A 16,005-nucleotide genomic window follows, 5' to 3' on the forward strand; every position below is an offset into this window, starting at 1 on the left:
TGACGACAAGGCGCGGCCGATGCCAAGGCGATTGTAACGAAGGCGCCGCCACAGCCGCCGGTTCGGCCTCGCCCTCGGACCTTGCCTCCGGTAAGATTGATAGAGTTCCCCGAGTCGATCGAAAGCCCATGCGCCAATATCTTGACCTCCTGAGGCATGTCCTCGACGATGGAGTCGACCGAAGCGACCGCACCGGCACAGGTACACGTTCGGTGTTCGGTTACCAGATGCGCTTCGACATCGGGCGCGGATTCCCGGTGACGACCACCAAGAAGCTGCATCTGAAGTCGATCATCCATGAACTGCTATGGTTCCTGGCGGGCGACACCAACATCAAATATCTCAACGACAACGGCGTCACCATCTGGGACGAATGGGCCGACGAGAACGGCGATCTCGGACCCGTCTACGGCGCCCAGTGGCGGTCATGGCCCGCACCCGACGGCCGCGCCATCGATCAGATGGCGAACCTGATCAATCAGATACGCCGGAATCCGGATTCACGGCGTCTCATCGTCTCGGCCTGGAATCCCGCCGAGGTCGACGCGATGGCTCTGCCGCCGTGCCATTGCCTGTTTCAGTTCTATGTCGCCGACGGCAGGCTCTCCTGCCAACTGTACCAGCGCTCGGCCGACATTTTCCTCGGCGTGCCGTTCAACATCGCCTCTTATGCCCTGCTCACGATGATGGTGGCGCAGGTGACAGGGCTGAAGGCGGGAGACTTCGTCCATACGCTGGGTGATGCCCATATCTACCACAATCATTTCGACCAGGCTCGGGAGCAACTGAGACGTGAACCCAAGTCGCTGCCGACGATGTGGATCAATCCGGAAGTGACCGACCTCTTTGCGTTCCGGTTCGAGGATTTCCGGCTGGACGACTACATCGCCGATGCCACTATCCGAGCGCCGATCGCGGTGTGACGCAGCCGGCGGGCATCGGCGTGGACGACGTGTTCCGTTCAAGGATACGGTCATCCAGATCCATCCGAGCCGGCCGCAAATCGCCGCTTCGGGCAAACTCGCCTCTATCAGCGCTGGATCGACTGGACGTATCCGGTAAGCTCATGAATTCGTTCGGTTGTCAGGATCTCTCCACCGCTCGGACCGTACATCTTGACATCCTGCTCGAGAAATTGCCGACCCCAGACCGGCATTTCTCGATTGCCGTGACCGGGAACGGTGTATCGGCCGTCAATCACGGCAAAGACACGATTGTAAGGAAAATCCCCGCCGTTGCGATCGCTCAGGCGGGTGAGATCGGCAGGCTGCCTCACCAGTTCGGGCGCGAGCGGTCCGTGCCCCTTGCCGTCTTCGCCGTGGCACACGGCGCAGGAGGCCAGAAACTCCGTCTCGCCATAGCTCATCTCCTGCGCCAGAACACGGTTCTGCGCGAGAGAAAGCACAGCAATCGTAGCCAGAACACGTCGCATCTTCATGGGTAACCTCCTCGCTCGATAACTTCGAACCAGAACAGGGGACGCTCCGGCCGCCTGCTTCGACGGGTCAATCGGCTTGCGGCGAATTTCCTACTCACCCGTCGCCTCGTCTTTCGCCCTACGCCCCGAGAGATGGGTGACCCGGATGCGAAAGAAGATCTCGGGAAAGCCCGAAGCAGACGGGATGGGTTTCAGGGCGCCGGATTCCCACCAGTCTGCATGTTGGCTCAAGAGTGACCACGCATAGTCGCGCTCCCTCTTGTGGCCGATCCGATCCGGCAATTCCTCGAAGCGGCCATCAGCGATCACGCACTGCCACTCACGCCCGCGGCCTCTCTCTTCCACCAGTATCGAGACCTGCGGATTGGCTCGCATGATTTCCATCTTCTTGCCCGGCGCGGAGAATGCATAGATGTGGTCATCGGCGTAGGCGTAGTAGAGCGGAACGACATACGGCAAGTCGTCCTTTGCACATGCGATATGAGCAAATCGATTTGCGGCCAGCAGGCAGATGCATTCAGGCGTGCTGAGAGAGCGAATCCACACCGACCTGTCCTTTCCCGACCTTGGAACAGTCTGCGCTTTTCCGAGGCGGTACGAATTGATCGTCATCAAACTCATGACGCATGGCGCGCATCGCGCCGAAGAAAGAGGTGGCCGCAGGAATCTTCGGGTGGTGCCGGCGCCCTTTTTGATTCAGCGCAAGGAGATCGCCGGGCCCAGCTGCGACAAGTCCAGGAAGCTTCCGTCAATCGGTCAGAGGCAAGTGTCATGACTTTCAAGGTCATCCTGAGTGTTACAGGCGTCAACCATGGCGAGGCCGACCTCATCGTCGCCGCCGAACTGTGCCGGCAGGTCGATGCCCATCTCTCATTTCTGGTCATCGGTCTCGCAGCTCCGCCGCCAATTGGCGAATACGCAGCGATGGTGTCCGACGCCTGGCTCGAGGAGCGCCGGGCCGACATGGTCCGGCTCGACGAGCGCCTCTCGGCGGTGCGAAGCTTTCGCGCCGACAATGTCCCCTCGGCGGACATGGAGAGCAAATATTCGGAAGTCACCTTTGCCGATGAGGCGATCGGAAGGAGCGCCCGCTCCGCGGATCTGGTCGTTGCGGGGCCGGAGCTGCTTGCCGGAGACCTGCTCAAGTCAAAGGTGATCGAGGGTGTCTTGTTTTCGTCCGGGCGCCCGTTGCTCCTGGCGCCCTCGGGGTCCCGCCCCACGCTTCGGCCGAAACGGGTCGTCGTGGCCTGGAATTCCAGCCTCGAGGCGTCTCGTGCCGTTCATGAGGCGATCGGAATTCTCGAGGGCGCGCAGCAGGTCCATGTCGTCATGGTCGATCCCGTGACAGAGGAACGTGGCGGAGGAGAGCCGGGAGGTGACATCGCGGCATTCCTGATCCGCCACGGAGTGAAGGTCGTCGTGGACCGTATTCCAAGCATGGGGCAGAAGGTTGAAGAGGTGCTGCGTCGACACGCGGTCGACACCTCTGCCGAACTCCTGGTCATGGGTGGCTACGGCCATTCGCGTCTTCGGGAGCGTGTGTTCGGAGGCGTGACCAGATCGATGCTTCAGGATACGCCCATGCCGATCCTGATGGCGCGGTAGTCCTCGAACGCCGTGCGTTCATTCGCAAAGGGCGCGCTACATCCCCCCTTGTCTACGCGCTTCCGAGATCGGGTACGAGGGGCCGATAGGATGGCCGCACCCTTGGGGCCTCCATCGGCTCGTTCACCTGGACAGCGATGCCTCAAGCGAAGGAAAGAGAATGATGAGTTTCTTCAAGGCATTGGTGCTCACAGTCTTTGCAGCGGGTTCGGCCGCGGCTGCGGAGCAGGAAAGCATCGCCTATGGCAAGGCTCTGGTCGAAGCCAATTGCGCCCGATGCCATGCCGTCGGCACGGCCGATGCCAGCCGGCATGCGGCCGCTCCGGCTTTTCGCACCTTGTCCGAGCGCTATCCGCTCGGAGCGCTGGAAGAAGCACTGGGGGAAGGCATATCGACCGGACATCCGGATATGCCGGAGTTCATCGCCACACCAGCGCAAATCGAGGCCATCATCGCCTATATCGGGAGCCTTCAGACCCGATGAGCGCGTCTCCGTCAGGCCGGCTCGAATTCGGATTGCGCCACATGCCCGGATGAAGGCGGTGTCGCATGCTTCGTCGTCTTCATCTCGCCGCTGTCCCGGCGCCCGCCTCGCAGGACGACGTAGATCGCCGGGATGACCAGCACGGTCAGCGCGGTCGAGGAGGCAAGCCCGAACAGCAGTGAAATGGCCAGCCCCTGGAAGATCGGGTCCGTGAGGATCACGGCTGCACCGATCATGGCGGCAATCGCGGTGAGAAGGATGGGCTTGAACCTGATTGCTCCCGCTTCGAGCAGGACGTCGATCAGCGGCTGGTCCGGGCGCGCCGCGTGCCGGATGAAATCGACGAGCAGGATCGAATTGCGCACGATGATGCCGGCGAGTGCGATGAAGCCGATCATCGAGGTGGCGGTGAACGGCGCGCCGAACAGCCAGTGCCCGAGCATGATTCCGATGAATGTGAGCGGGATCGGTGTCAGGATGACGAGCGGCAGCCTGAAGGAGCGGAACTGCGCCACGACCAGCACATAGATGCCGAGGATGGCGACCATGAAAGCGGCTCCCATGTCGCGGAACGTCACCCAGGTGACTTCCCATTCGCCGTCCCACAGCAGCGTCGGCTGCGACTCGTCCTCGGGCTGCCCGTGCAGCGCGATCGCCGGCTTCGGCACAGCCCCCCAATCCGCTTTGTCGATCGCGTCGGTCACCGCAAGCATGCCGTAGATCGGGGCCTCGAACGCGCCTGCAAGCTCGGCCATTACCATCTCGGCCGGACGGCCGTTATGCCGGAAGATGGGAAAGGAGGCCGGTTCGCGCGAGACGTTGACCACGTCGCCGAGCTCGACCACGTCGCGTCCTCCGGGCAGGGCATTGGCGGGAACGGGTGTCGCAAGCGTCCGCTCGTCCACGACCTTCTCGCTTTTGCCGAGCGCGATGCGGATCGGGATCGGCTGGCGGCCGCCGCCGCGGTGCGAGTAGCCCACCCTGACGCCGCCATAGAGTGCGCCGAGCGTGTCGTAGAGATCGGACTGCTCGACGCGGTAATATTCCAGATTGTCCTGGTCGATGGCCAGGCGCACGCGCTCGGCCGGACTACCGAACGTGTCGTCGACATCGACGATGAAGGGTACGCTCTCGAACGTCTTGCGCACCTCTGCCGCCACCGCCCGGCGGGTCTCCGGATCGGGCCCGTAGACCTCGGCGAGCAGCGTTCCCAGGACAGGCGGCCCGGGTGGCGGTTCGACCACCTTGAGCGCAGTTCCAACCGGAAGGTCGAGGCCCTTCAACCGCGCGCGGATATCGAGTGCAATGTCGTGGCTGTTGCGGTCGCGCCCGCCTTTCGGCAACAGGTTAACCTGCACGTCGCCGACGTCAGGCGAATTGCGCAGATAATAGTGACGGACCAGGCCGTTGAAGTTGAACGGCGAGGCCGTGCCTGCGTAGGTCTGGAACGAGACGACTTCCGGAACCGGCGCAAGCCGGTCGACTATCGACTGCAGGGCGCGATCGGTTGCCTCGACGGACGATCCCTCCGGCAGATCCACGACGACCTGAAGCTCTGCCTTGTTGTCGAAGGGCAGCAGCTTGACCGTCACGTCCTTGGTGTAGAAAAGCGCCAGTGAAGCGATCGTCGCCACGCCGACGATCAGCAGGAAGCCCCAGGCCCTTGCTTTCGATTTGAGGATCGGGCGGGCGACGGCGACGTAGGCGCGTCCGAGCCAGCCGCCGCGCGCATCGCCATGGCCGTGCGCCGAAGCTTCCCGTCGGCCGAACTTCATCATTAGCCACGGCGTAAGAATGACGGCGACGAAGAAGGAAAACAGCATCGCCGCGGAGGCATTCGCCGGGATCGGGCTCATATACGGGCCCATCATGCCCGAGACGAACAGCATCGGAAGAAGGGCGGCCACGACCGTCAGCGTTGCCACGATCGTCGGATTGCCGACCTCTGCAACTGCTTCGACGGCCGCGCTCGCCCGCGAACGGCCGTCACGCATCGCCCAATGGCGGGCGATGTTCTCGATTACGACGATTGCATCGTCGACGAGGATGCCGATCGAGAAGATCAGGGCGAACAGGCTCACGCGATTGAGCGTGTAGCCCATGACGCGCGCGGCAAAGAGCGTGAGCAGGATGGTCGTCGGGATGACGACCGCAACGACCAGCGCCTCGCGCCAGCCGATGGCGAAGGCGACCAGGACGACGATCGAGACGGTTGCAAGGCCGAGGTGGAAAAGCAGCTCGTTCGCCTTCTCGTTGGCGGTCTCGCCGTAGTCGCGCGTTACCGACATCTCGACGTCCTCGGGAAAGATCTGCCCGCGCACCTGCTCGATGCGGTGGATGATGCTCTCGGCTATGACGACGGCGTTGGTCCCGGGTCGCTTGGCGATCGCCAGCGAGACGGCGGGAACGCGTTCAAGTGCCTCCCCGGTCCTGCGGACTTCCGTGACGCGGGTTTCGATCGGCTCCGTGGCGAGGATCACCTTCGCCACATCGCGCACATAGACGGGCCGCCCGTCCCTTGCGGTCAGGAGGAGGTTGCCGATTTCGGTCAGCGTCTGCAGTGTCTGCCCTGCGACGGCCGTCCGCTGCTCGGCATTTTCCCGGACCAGACCGATCTGGAACGACCTGTTGGCGCCCTCGATCTTCGAAGACAGTTGCTGAAGCGTGATGCCATAGAGCGAAAGCCGCTCCGGATCGGGCTCGACCCGGATCTCCTCCGGCTGCTCGCCGACGATGTAGGTCAGGCCGATATCAGGCAGCTTGGACACCTCGACCTGAAGCTCGCGCGCGAGCCTTGTCAGGTCGTTGGCCGTCCACCGCGCAGCGGCGCCCGGAGCCGGCGACAGCGTCAGCACCACGATCGCGACATCGTCAATGCCGCGGCCGACGATCAGCGGCTCGGGAACGCCGACGGGGATGCGGTCCATGTTGGCGCGCACCTTGTCGTGGACCCTCAGGATCGCGGCGTCCGCGCTCGTCCCGACCTCGAAGCGCGCCGTGACAACGGCGCCGTCGTCCTGCGTCTGCGAATAGACATGCTCGACGCCGTCGATGCTCTTGATGATCGTCTCGAGCGGCTCGGTGACGAGCTTGACCGCATCCTCGGCCTTGAGACCATCGGCGCTGACGTGGATGTCGACCATCGGAACCGAGATTTGGGGCTCCTCTTCGCGCGGCAGCGTAAGCAGAGCCACGAGGCCCAGGGCGAGCGCGGCGAGCAGGAAGAGCGGCGTAAGCGGCGATGCGATGAAGGTGCGCGTCAGTGCGCCGGCCATTCCGAGCTTCATGGCAGGATGACCTTGTCGCCGTCACGCAGGCCGCTCAGGATCTCCACCATGGTCCCGTCGGAAGCGAAGGTTTCGCCGAGCACGACGGCGACATCCATCTCACCACCCGCCGTTGCAATGCGGACATAGTCGACGCCATGCACCGTCCTTACCGCCTGCGGCGGCACGGCCAGCACGGAGCGCTTGCCGACCGGGATCGAGACGAGCGTGCGCTCGTTGACGAAATAGCTGCCGATGCCGGCCACCTCGACATCGGCAATCACGCGGCCGCTGGCGATCTCGGGATAGACTTTCGCGACCCTGCCCGGGCGTGCCGCCGCAGGCGCATCGGCGGCCTTTGCCACGCTGCGCTCGCTGACGAGGACCGTATCGCCCTCGACGATTTCCGCGGCATGGCGCTCGGGCAGCGACAGGCGCAAGTAGTAGGGGCCGGTCGCGATCCGCGCGATCTCCTCGCCTGCCAGGATCACGGACCCTGGCGTGACGGGCACGGTGAGCACACGGCCCGAGGCTGGCGCGAGGGTTTCGCCTTCGCGGGCGCGCTGCTCGATCACCGCCCTGGTCGCCTCCGCGGCCGCAACCTGGTTCGTCACGACCTCCATCTGCATCTGCACCGCGTCGCGGCTGCTTTGCGTGGCAATGCCCTGGGAGACCAGTCTCTCGACACGGGAGACTTCGGTCTTCGCGTTCTGAAGCTGGGATTGCAACGCCTTGATCTGAGCTTCGGCAGCCTGCAGTTCCAGCGCGATCTTGTCGTCGACCACGACGGCGATGACATCGCCTTCTCTGACCTCGTCGCCCTCACTGACCCGGATCTCCCGGATGGTGCCGCCGATGCGCGCACGCGCCGGCACGACCGTTCTGCTCTCGACCTGACCGAAGACGGCTTTCATCTCCGTGACCGTCGTCGTCCTGACGACGAATTCCGCAGCCGAAGCCGGCGCAAGGCCGATGCTGGCGGCGGCCAGTATTGCTGCTGAAATCAATGATCTCGACTGCGACATGAATGCTGCTCGTGAGGGGCCGCGCCGGGCCGACGTCGGCCCGGTCGTTTCGTTTAGGGTCAGTGTTGGTTGGTGCCGGTCATTCGAATGCGACGCCGGACTTGCAGCCGAGTTTCTTGAACACCAGGGCTGCGGGGCAGAAGCCCGTCATCGATGCCTGGATCATGTTCAGCCCGGCAAAGGCTGTCAGCAGGAACCAGTACGGGGAAACGTAGTATCCGAGCGCCAGCGAGACCAGGACGACAAGGCCCGCAAACATCAGTACGGCACGATCGATTGTCATTGTTGTACTCCTTTCGAGACGTTTTGCCGGCTATTCGGCCGGTTCCGGGTGGATGTCCTTGAGTTTCCTGATGCCGAGCACATCCAGCATCAGCCTTTCATAGAAGGTCTCGGCCTTGCCTTGCCGGACCTTGTGGAGGAAGTACCTTTCGAAGCCGACCTTGGCGGCGTGCACCCACTTGCCGCGCGACGACCAGTTGACGTTGCGGGGAGGGATCTGCGGCTGCGCGACGAAGGCAATTCCCTCGTCGCCGAAATCCGCCAGGCAAACGGCGTTCCAGGTCGCGACCGCGTTCGGCTCGGCTCCCCTGAGAAGTGCGCCGATGTTCGCCGCCACCGCTGTCACCATGGATTCGATCATGAGGCCGGTCTTCGGCACGCCGACCGGCAATGGCGTCTTGCCGACCGGCGGGATGGCAACACAGACGCCGATCGCGAACACGTTCGGGAAGGCGGGATTGCGCTGATGCTTGTCGATTGCGATGAAGCCGCGCGGATTGGTCAGACCCTCGATCCCGGCAACGGCAGGAACCCCGCGGAATGCCGGCAGCATCATGGAATAGGCGAAGGGCAACTCGTGGCTGGTCTTGAGCGAGCCGTCATCGCCGACCTCCTCGGCGAACATCTTGCCGGCTTCGACCCTGGTGACCCTGGCGTTGGTGATCCACTTGATGTGCCGCTCGCGCATGGCGCTCTCGAGCAGGCCTTTGGTGTCGCCCACTCCGTCCAGTCCCAGGTGCCCGATATAGGGCTCCGGCGTGACGAAGGTCATTGGCACCTGGTCGCGCTTCCTGGCGCGGCGAAGCGCCGTATCGAGGATGAAGGCGAACTCATAGGCGGGGCCGAAGCACGAGGCGCCCTGGATCGCGCCGACGACGATGGGACCGGGCTTTTGGACCAGCGCGTCGAAACTCGCTTTCGCTGCGATGGCGTGGTCGATCTGACAGATGGACTGGGTGAAGCCATCAGGCCCAAGGCCGGGGACTTCGTCGAAGGCAAGATCGGGTCCGGTGGCAATGACGAGGTAATCGTAGTCGAGGAAGGAGCCGTCGTTCAGCTCGATGCGGTTCTCCTTCGGATGGACGCGCCGCGCGCCTTCGGGTCTGAACCCGATGCCGCGGCCGGCGAGTATCGCGCTGAGATCGACCGTGACGTTCTCGCGTTCTCGCCATCCGACGGCCACCCAAGGGTTGGACGGGACGAACGAATAGACCGTCCCGAGATTGACGACCGTCAGTTGGTCCTCGCGGCGCAACTTCTCTTTCATTTCGAAGGCCATGATCGTGCCGCCAAGGCCGGCACCAAGAACGACGACATGCGACATGGGCGTTTCCTCCTTTGGCATTGCGGATAGAGTGCCTGTCCGGCGGCTCTTCGGCTTTGATCTGGCGCAACCAGCGGCCGGTCGGCCGCCATCTCGCCCTTGCATCTAACATTCAAAGATTATAAATTCAAGAACATGAATGTAAAAGAAATGATCCCGGCTTCAGGAAAGGCTGCCGAACTGTTGCGCAGCCTCTCGCATCCGCAGCGGCTGCTGGTGCTTTGTGCTCTCGGCCGGGAAGAGAAATCGGTCGGCGAGCTGCGTCAGGAACTGGACATCGAGCAGGTGCCGATGTCGCAGCAATTGATGCGCTTGCGCGCCGACGGGCTGGTCGAGGCGCGGCGGGAGGGTACGGCCGTCTTCTATCGCATCACCCGGCCGGAGGTGCTGACCGTCGTCGAAGCGCTGCATTCTGCCTTCTGCCCGCCCAAGCCAGGGCGAGATCGATGATGGCGCAAGACGGCCGCGGCGCCGGCGTTGCCGATCCTCCCCGTCCGGCCTGGTCAGCGCTCGGGCGGCGCCGGTTCCCGCTGCGATATCTGCCGGGAATAGACTACGGCACCAGCGGCTTCCCTTCAAGGTCGCGCGGCGGCTTCGCGTCCTCAACATCGCAACATGGATGGCCGCGACCCTGATGGCCGGCTTCGCGGCGGGCGAATTTCTCGTTGCATCGGCGGGAACGTGGAAGGTCGGCATTGCCTATGCGATCGCGGCGGCCTTGTTGGCCCTGATACCGCTGTTGCATCGCTTTGGCCCGCTCGTCGGGCCGTTGGCCTTTGCGGTCGTCGGCTACGCAATCATCTTCACGATCTGCAGCATGGTCGGCACCGATACCGGGATGCCGATGCAATATCTGGTCGCGGCGGCGATCATGGTCCTGATCCTGGGCCTCGATCATCTGGCGATCAGCGCAGCGCTGACGGTGCTGGCGGCCGTGCTCATCATTGTTCTCGAATTGTTTGTGCCGGCCGACCCCGGAATTCGTTCGACAGAGCATACATCGATCAGCCTTGTGGCCAACGTCGTCGGCAGCTCGGCGATCCTGTTTGCGATAGTCCTCTACGCGATCCGCGACGCGGCTCGCGCCGAGGCGGCAGCCGAGCGCGAATACGAGCGCAGCGAATCCCTGCTCACCAGCGTCCTTCCGGAGTCCGTCGCAGAGCGGCTGAAGCTCGCACCCGGTGCCATTCTCGTCGACAGATATGATGAGGCGTCGGTCCTGTTTGCCGATATGGCAGGTTTCACCGCGCGAGCGAGCGAGGTTTCGCCCGAGCATCTCGCCGCGTGTCTCGGCCGCGTGTTCGGTGAATTCGACCGGCTTGTTGCCTCCCATGGCCTCGAGAAGGTCAAGACCAGCGGCGACGCCTACATGGTCGTAAGCGGGGTTCCGCGATCGCGTCCGGATCATGCCGAAGTGCTGGCGGATTTCGCGATGGCGATGCGCGACATGGCCATGACGCTGCCCGACTCGCAAGGTCAGCCGGTGGCCATCCGCATTGGAATGGCATCAGGCCCTGTAGTGGCTGGCGTGATCGGAACGAGCAGGATGTTCTACGACTTGTGGGGTGACGCGGTGAACGTGGCCTCCCGCATGGAAACGACCGCGCCGCAGGGCCAGATCCAGGTGTCGCGAGAAAGCTACGAACTGCTCAAGGACAAGTTCGTTCTGGACCAGGTCGGTCCCCTCGACATCAAGGGCAAGGGAGCGATGGTGACCTGGCTGCTGCGCGGGCGCCGAATGCAGGGCTGAACCGCATGCCGGCCGCGGCAGGAACTGCAGGCGATCCCAATCGGCCTCGCGTGAGACCTCAATTCGCGTGACCCCGCCTTGGCACGGCTTGATTTCGATCAAGCGGCAATCCTCCTAGTTGAGGATAATGGCATCTGATAAAGTCTGCTCACCTTTGTATTCGAGAGGTCTCGTGCTGAAGCGCATCCTGGTCCTACTTGGCGAAACGAGCGCATCGGCTGCCGCGCGGCAATATGCGTTCCGCCTGGCGCGCGCGGAACATGCGGAGCTGGCGGGGATCGCGGGTATCGATCTGGCGTTCATCGAGGCGCCGATGATCGGACGTATCGGCGCGACGGCCTACAGAATGCAGATGGAAGAGACGTTGAAAGCGCAGGCGAAGGACACCTGTGCCCGGCTGCGCGACGTCTACGAGAAGGAGTGCAAGGCCAACGACCTGCCTTTCGAATGGCTGGACTTCCATGGCGATCCGCTCGGCGCGCTTCAGATCGCCGCGGAAAGCAGCGATCTGCTGGTGACAGGCCATGATACGGCATTTCGAGGCAGCATACGTGAGCGTCTGCCTGACATGCTCGCCAAGCTGAGCTGGATGACGCCGCGTCCGCTGATCGCCTGTGGCGACGAGGACCGCGGCGATGGCGACATCATGATCGCCTACGACGGGAGCCTGCCCGCGATGCGTGCGGTGCAGCTCTTCATGCTGCTCGGCCTCTGGTCGCAGCATCGTGTGCACCTCGTTACCATCGGTGCCGACAAGGCGGCGGCAGAGCGAATTCCCGTCGGCGCGGAGCGCTACCTGCGTGGCCGTGGCTGCAGCGTCGAACTTGTCTCGATCGCCACACGTGCGCATCCAGCCGAAGTGCTGAGAATCGAGGCGGCCGACCGCAAGGTCGGCACGTTGGTGATGGGCGTTCACGGGCACCGCGGCCTGCGCGAGCGTCTGTTCGGTTCGACCAGCACACAATTGCTGCAGGAGCCACCCTGCGCCCTGTTCGTCTATCACTGACGGTCGCTCGGGCGACGGCAGCGCCAATGGATCGGCGCCGCCGCACCGATACTTTGGCTCAGTGTCCCAGCAGATAGATAGCGTATGAGCTGAACAGATAGACGATGAGCAGCGACAGGCTGACCCAGCCGATCGTTCCACCAAGGCGCGTCTCCGGCCTGAAGAGCATGGCGACGATGAAGATGCCGGACATGATCGTTGCGGCAAATGCGGTGATGGCGTGCGCGGGCGAGACAGCGCGAAGCAACGGACCTTTGCCATAGGCGATATCATCGATCGCCAGGATGAGGATGTCGAACAAATTGCTGCCGAGCAGGCTACCGATGGCCATGTCGACGGCGCCGAGCCTCAGCGCGCTCACCGTCACAACGAGTTCCGGCACCGAGGTCGCTCCTGCAATCAGCAGTGTGCCGACGAAGGTCGTCCTCCAGCCCATCACCTCGGCAATTTCTCTCCCGACGAAGGGGAGCCAGGTGCCGGCGACGACGATCACGCTCGCGGCAGCCAAGTAGCCCAATGCCGCAGTGCGCAGGGAAATGCTGCCTTCGGCCTTGGCGAGCGCCGATGGAGACCGGGTGCGGCGCTCATAGACGAAGGCCGCGCGCACCGCGACGAGATAGATCACGATGATGAACGGGGTATAGCCGCTGACGTGCAGGAACTGGAAACTCAGCGCATTCTGGCTGAGCAGCAGGAAGGCGCCGGCCGCGCCGATCAATATCACCCCGAAGCCGGCCGTCAGGATGTGGCCCTGGTCGATGCGGCGATACATCGGCTCCTCGCGGCTCAGAACGTCGAGGAGCACCAGCATCATGAGGTTGAAGACGCAACTGCCGAGCGCGTCGCCGACGGCGATGTTGGGTGCATCCACGGCAATGACGGCGCTCACCCCTGTGATCAGTTCGGGCAAGGACGTTGCGGTCGCGATCAGCACAAGGCCGATCCATGATCGAGACAGGCCGGTCAGCCGCGCGATGACGTCTCCGTTGCGTATGAGCGCCGGGCCGGCAAGGCCGATCAGGACTACGCACACGGCAAACTTCAGCCAAGGCAGAAAAGTCGCAGTCATCGCTGCCTCTTATGACGGCGGCCGATGACAGCCATGGTTGCCTGCGCCACGACCAGCGGCGCCAGACTGCATGCCAGAACGACAGACCACATGTCGGCGGTGAGCGGGGCAAGATGCAGCAGCTGCGCGGCAGGGGGCAGATAGGGCGGCGTCGCGAGCAGCCCCGCGCAGAGCGCGAGCGCGCCCCATAGCCAGCCGTTGCGCGTGACTTCGTTGACGATGAGCCCCGATCGCATGTGGCGCATGTTCAGCGCGTGCCAGAGCTGTGCGAAGGCGAGGGTGAGGAAGGTGACCGTCACCGACTGCGACGCGTCGAGGTCAAGCAGGCGCGCCGCGGCCAGCGCCCCGAATGTGCCAACGGTCAGTGTGACGCCATGCAGGATGATCGTGAGCCACTGCCGACGCCCGAGGATGGGTTCTTTCGGATCGCGCGGCGAACGCTCCAGGATGCCGGCTTCGCCTTCGCCCATCGCCAGCGCGAAGGCCGGGAACACGTCGGTAACGAGATTGAGATAGAGAATCTGCAGCGGCAGGAGCGGCAGCGGGAGCGCCCACAGCACAGCCAAGCCGACGACCATCACCTCGCTGAGATTGCAGGACAAGAGGTAGACCACAAAACGGCGGATATTGCCGAAGATCAGGCGGCCTTCGCGGATCGCCCTGACAATGGTGGGAAATGCGTCGTCGAGCAGGATCATGGCGGCTGCTTCGCGCGCCACATCGGTGCCGCGCAGGCCCATTGCCACGCCGATGTCGGCCTGCCGCAAGGCCGGTGCGTCGTTGACCCCGTCCCCGGTCATGGCGACGATTTCGCCTGCGGCCTGATAGGCCCTGACGAGCGCGAGCTTCTCGGCCGGGCTCACCCGGGCGAAGATACCGACATCGCGCAGCGCGGGCTGTCCGGCCTCGACGAGATGCGCGATCTTCTCGCCCTCCACGACATTCGCAGCGTTGTCTCCCAGTCCGACGGCGCGACCGATGCTCCGCGCCGTCACCGGATGGTCGCCGGTGACCATCACGACGCGGATTCCCGCCCGGCGGCAATCCCGGATCGCGCGTGGCACGTCGGCACGCGCCGGATCCTCCAGGCCGATGAGGCCGATCAGGACCAGCCCTTCGTATGGCGCGCTGTTTGCCTGCGTGTCCAACCTCATTGCGCAGGCGAGCACGCGCAGGCCATGATGGCCGAAGTGCTCGGCGCGGGCGAGCCACTCGGCTCGCATGGCGTCATCGAGCGCCACCGCGCCGTGCTCGACCATCACCCGCGTCGCGGCTGCAAGCACTGCTTCCGGCGCTCCCTTCACCGCGATCAGGAAGCCGTCCCCGCTCTCATGCACCGTGGCCATCATCTTGGTCGCGGGGTCAAAGGCATGCTTGAGCGTGATGCGATGCTCGTGGAGCAGCGCTGTCCGTCTCAAGCCCGCGTGCAGCCCGGCGCGCAAGAGCGCGATTTCCATCGGGTCGCCACTGCCATCTTCGTCCGCGCGGTCGAGATGGGCGTCGCTGCACAGGACGGCGATGCGCAGCAACACGACCGCCTGCCGGTCGTCTGCGAGCCGCGGATGCTCGCCGGCCTTCGGCGACCTTGTCTCCACTTCGATCTCGCCGGAGGCAGTGCAGAGCCGCCGTACAGTCATCCGGTTTTCGGTCAGCGTGCCGGTCTTGTCGGTGAGAATCACGGTGGTGGCCCCGAGCGTCTCGACTGCGGACAAGCGCTCGATCAGCGCATTCTGCCGCGCCATGCGCCACATCCCGCGGGCGAGCGCCAGCGTCGCAACGATCGGGAGCCCCTCGGGGATCGCTGCCACGGCGAGTGCAATAGCCGCCTCGACCATGAGGAAAGGGTCTTGACCACCCACGAGACCGATAGTGCCGATCACGGCCGCGACGACGAGCGTCACCCAGACGAGCTGCGCCGACAGGCGGGCGAGCTTGCGTTCGAGCGGCGAGCTGCCCGGATCGGCTTCAAGGACGAGCCGCGTGACCTGGCCAAGTTCCGTCGCGAGGCCGGTCGCCACGACGACGCCGATGCCGCTGCCGCGCGTGACGGAAGTGCCCTTGAACAGCATCGACGCGCGATCGCTGAGACGGGCGTCCGCGCTGACCGGGTGCGTCTGTTTGTCGACGGTGACCGACTCGCCGGTCAGCGTCGACTCGTCCGCCGAAAGACGCGAGGACTCGATCAGGCGCATGTCGGCCGACACCGCGTCGCCCGCGTCCAAAATGGCGATGTCGCCTGGAACCAGGTCCTCGGCCGGCACGAGACGAACGCGCCCCTCCCGTCGGACGCGGGCGGTGCGCGCGCCGAGCGCACGCAAAGCCTCAATGGACCGTGCCGCCTTCAATTCGGTCACGAAGCCGATCAGGGCGTTGATGGCGAGTACCACGACGATGGCGCCGCCTTCTTCCAATTCGCCGAAATAGAAGGCGAGCCCCGCCGCGCCACCCAGGAGATAGACGACCGGACTCGTGAACTGGTGCAGCAGCAGGCGCATCACACTGGCGGCGCGCCGCGAGGAGATCGTGTTCGATCCAAAACGCCTACGCCGCTTGCAGATCTCGTCGTCCGACAGTCCATCGGCGCTGGACACAAGCAGCCGCCGAAGCAACTCGGCCGCCGGCAAGGCGTGCGGGGTTTCCGGCAACATCATGCGCGCGGTGCCTTCTGCAGGAATCTGTTGGTCCGATTACATGCCGCACCCACAGTAACCGGGGCGGACCTCACCCAGGTCAACGCAATCGAACTGCATCGATGA

Annotated in this window: 14 protein-coding genes; 6 read left to right on the top strand and 8 right to left on the bottom strand. The window is 64.1% G+C overall.

Annotated elements, in window-relative coordinates; all coding sequences use genetic code 11:
- The first annotated feature begins 128 nt into the window (after positions 1–128).
- Positions 129–923 carry a thymidylate synthase gene (locus JN302_RS19690; RefSeq protein ID WP_202314355.1) on the top strand — a complete coding sequence of 265 codons (795 nt, stop codon included), beginning with the start codon at positions 129–131 and terminating at the stop codon, positions 921–923.
- A gap of 107 nt (positions 924–1,030) precedes the next feature.
- On the opposite strand, the gene JN302_RS19695 is transcribed toward JN302_RS19690, so the two are convergent.
- Positions 1,031–1,438 (bottom strand): c-type cytochrome, encoded by a 408-nt coding sequence (locus JN302_RS19695; RefSeq protein ID WP_342215843.1) that lies wholly within the window; start codon positions 1,436–1,438, stop codon positions 1,031–1,033.
- Between the two features lie 90 nt (positions 1,439–1,528).
- Positions 1,529–1,984, bottom strand: a complete 456-nt coding sequence (locus tag JN302_RS19700) for a pyridoxamine 5'-phosphate oxidase family protein (protein ID WP_202334357.1) — start codon at positions 1,982–1,984, stop codon at positions 1,529–1,531.
- Between the two features lie 225 nt (positions 1,985–2,209).
- On the opposite strand from JN302_RS19700, the gene JN302_RS19705 reads away from it, so the two are divergent.
- Together JN302_RS19705 and JN302_RS19710 are read left to right on the top strand one after the other, a co-directional pair.
- Positions 2,210–3,043, top strand: coding sequence for a universal stress protein (locus tag JN302_RS19705; RefSeq protein ID WP_202328661.1), 834 nt, complete (start codon positions 2,210–2,212; stop codon positions 3,041–3,043).
- A gap of 160 nt (positions 3,044–3,203) precedes the next feature.
- Positions 3,204–3,527 carry a c-type cytochrome gene (locus tag JN302_RS19710; RefSeq protein ID WP_202328662.1) on the top strand — a complete coding sequence of 108 codons (324 nt, stop codon included), beginning with the start codon at positions 3,204–3,206 and terminating at the stop codon, positions 3,525–3,527.
- A gap of 11 nt (positions 3,528–3,538) precedes the next feature.
- On the opposite strand, the gene JN302_RS19715 is transcribed toward JN302_RS19710, so the two are convergent.
- The 4 genes from JN302_RS19715 to JN302_RS19730 all read right to left on the bottom strand — a co-directional run bounded on the left by JN302_RS19715 (position 3,539) and on the right by JN302_RS19730 (position 9,424).
- Positions 3,539–6,814, bottom strand: coding sequence for an efflux RND transporter permease subunit (locus JN302_RS19715; protein ID WP_202328663.1), 3,276 nt, complete (start codon positions 6,812–6,814; stop codon positions 3,539–3,541).
- The gene (locus tag JN302_RS19720; RefSeq protein WP_202328664.1) at positions 6,811–7,818 is read right to left on the bottom strand and encodes an efflux RND transporter periplasmic adaptor subunit; all 1,008 of its coding nucleotides are present in this window, start codon (positions 7,816–7,818) and stop codon (positions 6,811–6,813) included. Before JN302_RS19720 ends, JN302_RS19715 begins: the two co-directional genes overlap by 4 nt.
- Before the next feature lie 79 nt (positions 7,819–7,897).
- Positions 7,898–8,101 (bottom strand): YgaP family membrane protein, encoded by a 204-nt coding sequence (locus tag JN302_RS19725; RefSeq protein WP_202328665.1) that lies wholly within the window; start codon positions 8,099–8,101, stop codon positions 7,898–7,900.
- Positions 8,102–8,131: 30 nt separating this feature from the next.
- Positions 8,132–9,424, bottom strand: coding sequence for an NAD(P)/FAD-dependent oxidoreductase (locus JN302_RS19730; RefSeq protein ID WP_202328667.1), 1,293 nt, complete (start codon positions 9,422–9,424; stop codon positions 8,132–8,134).
- 99 nt (positions 9,425–9,523) lie between these two features.
- Here JN302_RS19730 and JN302_RS19735 point away from each other — a divergent pair, with 99 nt between their 5' ends.
- From JN302_RS19735 to JN302_RS19745, 3 genes are all read left to right on the top strand, one after another.
- Positions 9,524–9,874, top strand: a complete 351-nt coding sequence (locus tag JN302_RS19735) for an ArsR/SmtB family transcription factor (RefSeq protein ID WP_244743433.1) — start codon at positions 9,524–9,526, stop codon at positions 9,872–9,874.
- Positions 9,875–9,959: 85 nt separating this feature from the next.
- Complete coding sequence (locus tag JN302_RS19740) at positions 9,960–11,174, top strand: adenylate/guanylate cyclase domain-containing protein (RefSeq protein ID WP_446720762.1); 1,215 nt, start codon at positions 9,960–9,962, stop codon at positions 11,172–11,174.
- A gap of 172 nt (positions 11,175–11,346) precedes the next feature.
- A complete protein-coding gene (locus tag JN302_RS19745; protein WP_244845781.1) occupies positions 11,347–12,180 on the top strand; it encodes a universal stress protein in 834 nt (277 codons plus the stop codon).
- Positions 12,181–12,238: 58 nt separating this feature from the next.
- On the opposite strand, the gene JN302_RS19750 is transcribed toward JN302_RS19745, so the two are convergent.
- Together JN302_RS19750 and JN302_RS19755 are read right to left on the bottom strand one after the other, a co-directional pair.
- Positions 12,239–13,249, bottom strand: a complete 1,011-nt coding sequence (locus JN302_RS19750) for a sodium:calcium antiporter (protein ID WP_202328672.1) — start codon at positions 13,247–13,249, stop codon at positions 12,239–12,241.
- On the bottom strand, positions 13,246–15,900 hold the full coding sequence (locus tag JN302_RS19755) for a cation-translocating P-type ATPase (protein WP_202328674.1): 2,655 nt from the start codon (positions 15,898–15,900) through the stop codon (positions 13,246–13,248). The genes JN302_RS19750 and JN302_RS19755 overlap by 4 nt, the downstream gene beginning before the upstream one ends.
- Between the last annotated feature and the right edge of the window lie 105 nt (positions 15,901–16,005).

The sequence above is a fragment of the Mesorhizobium sp. L-8-3 genome (assembly GCF_016756615.1).
In the GTDB taxonomy this organism is placed as follows: domain Bacteria; phylum Pseudomonadota; class Alphaproteobacteria; order Rhizobiales; family Rhizobiaceae.

Excerpts from the sequence above, each read along its gene's own strand:
- JN302_RS19750 (WP_202328672.1), bottom strand. The coding sequence starts at position 13,249 with ATGACTGCGACTTTTCTGCCTTGGCTGAAGTTTGCCGTGTGCGTAGTC.
- JN302_RS19695 (WP_342215843.1), bottom strand. The coding sequence starts at position 1,438 with ATGAAGATGCGACGTGTTCTGGCTACGATTGCTGTGCTTTCTCTCGCG.
- JN302_RS19720 (WP_202328664.1), bottom strand. The coding sequence starts at position 7,818 with ATGTCGCAGTCGAGATCATTGATTTCAGCAGCAATACTGGCCGCCGCC.
- JN302_RS19690 (WP_202314355.1), top strand. The coding sequence starts at position 129 with ATGCGCCAATATCTTGACCTCCTGAGGCATGTCCTCGACGATGGAGTC.
- JN302_RS19710 (WP_202328662.1), top strand. The coding sequence starts at position 3,204 with ATGATGAGTTTCTTCAAGGCATTGGTGCTCACAGTCTTTGCAGCGGGT.
- JN302_RS19730 (WP_202328667.1), bottom strand. The coding sequence starts at position 9,424 with ATGTCGCATGTCGTCGTTCTTGGTGCCGGCCTTGGCGGCACGATCATG.
- JN302_RS19725 (WP_202328665.1), bottom strand. The coding sequence starts at position 8,101 with ATGACAATCGATCGTGCCGTACTGATGTTTGCGGGCCTTGTCGTCCTG.
- JN302_RS19705 (WP_202328661.1), top strand. The coding sequence starts at position 2,210 with ATGACTTTCAAGGTCATCCTGAGTGTTACAGGCGTCAACCATGGCGAG.
- JN302_RS19755 (WP_202328674.1), bottom strand. The coding sequence starts at position 15,900 with ATGATGTTGCCGGAAACCCCGCACGCCTTGCCGGCGGCCGAGTTGCTT.
- JN302_RS19715 (WP_202328663.1), bottom strand. The coding sequence starts at position 6,814 with ATGAAGCTCGGAATGGCCGGCGCACTGACGCGCACCTTCATCGCATCG.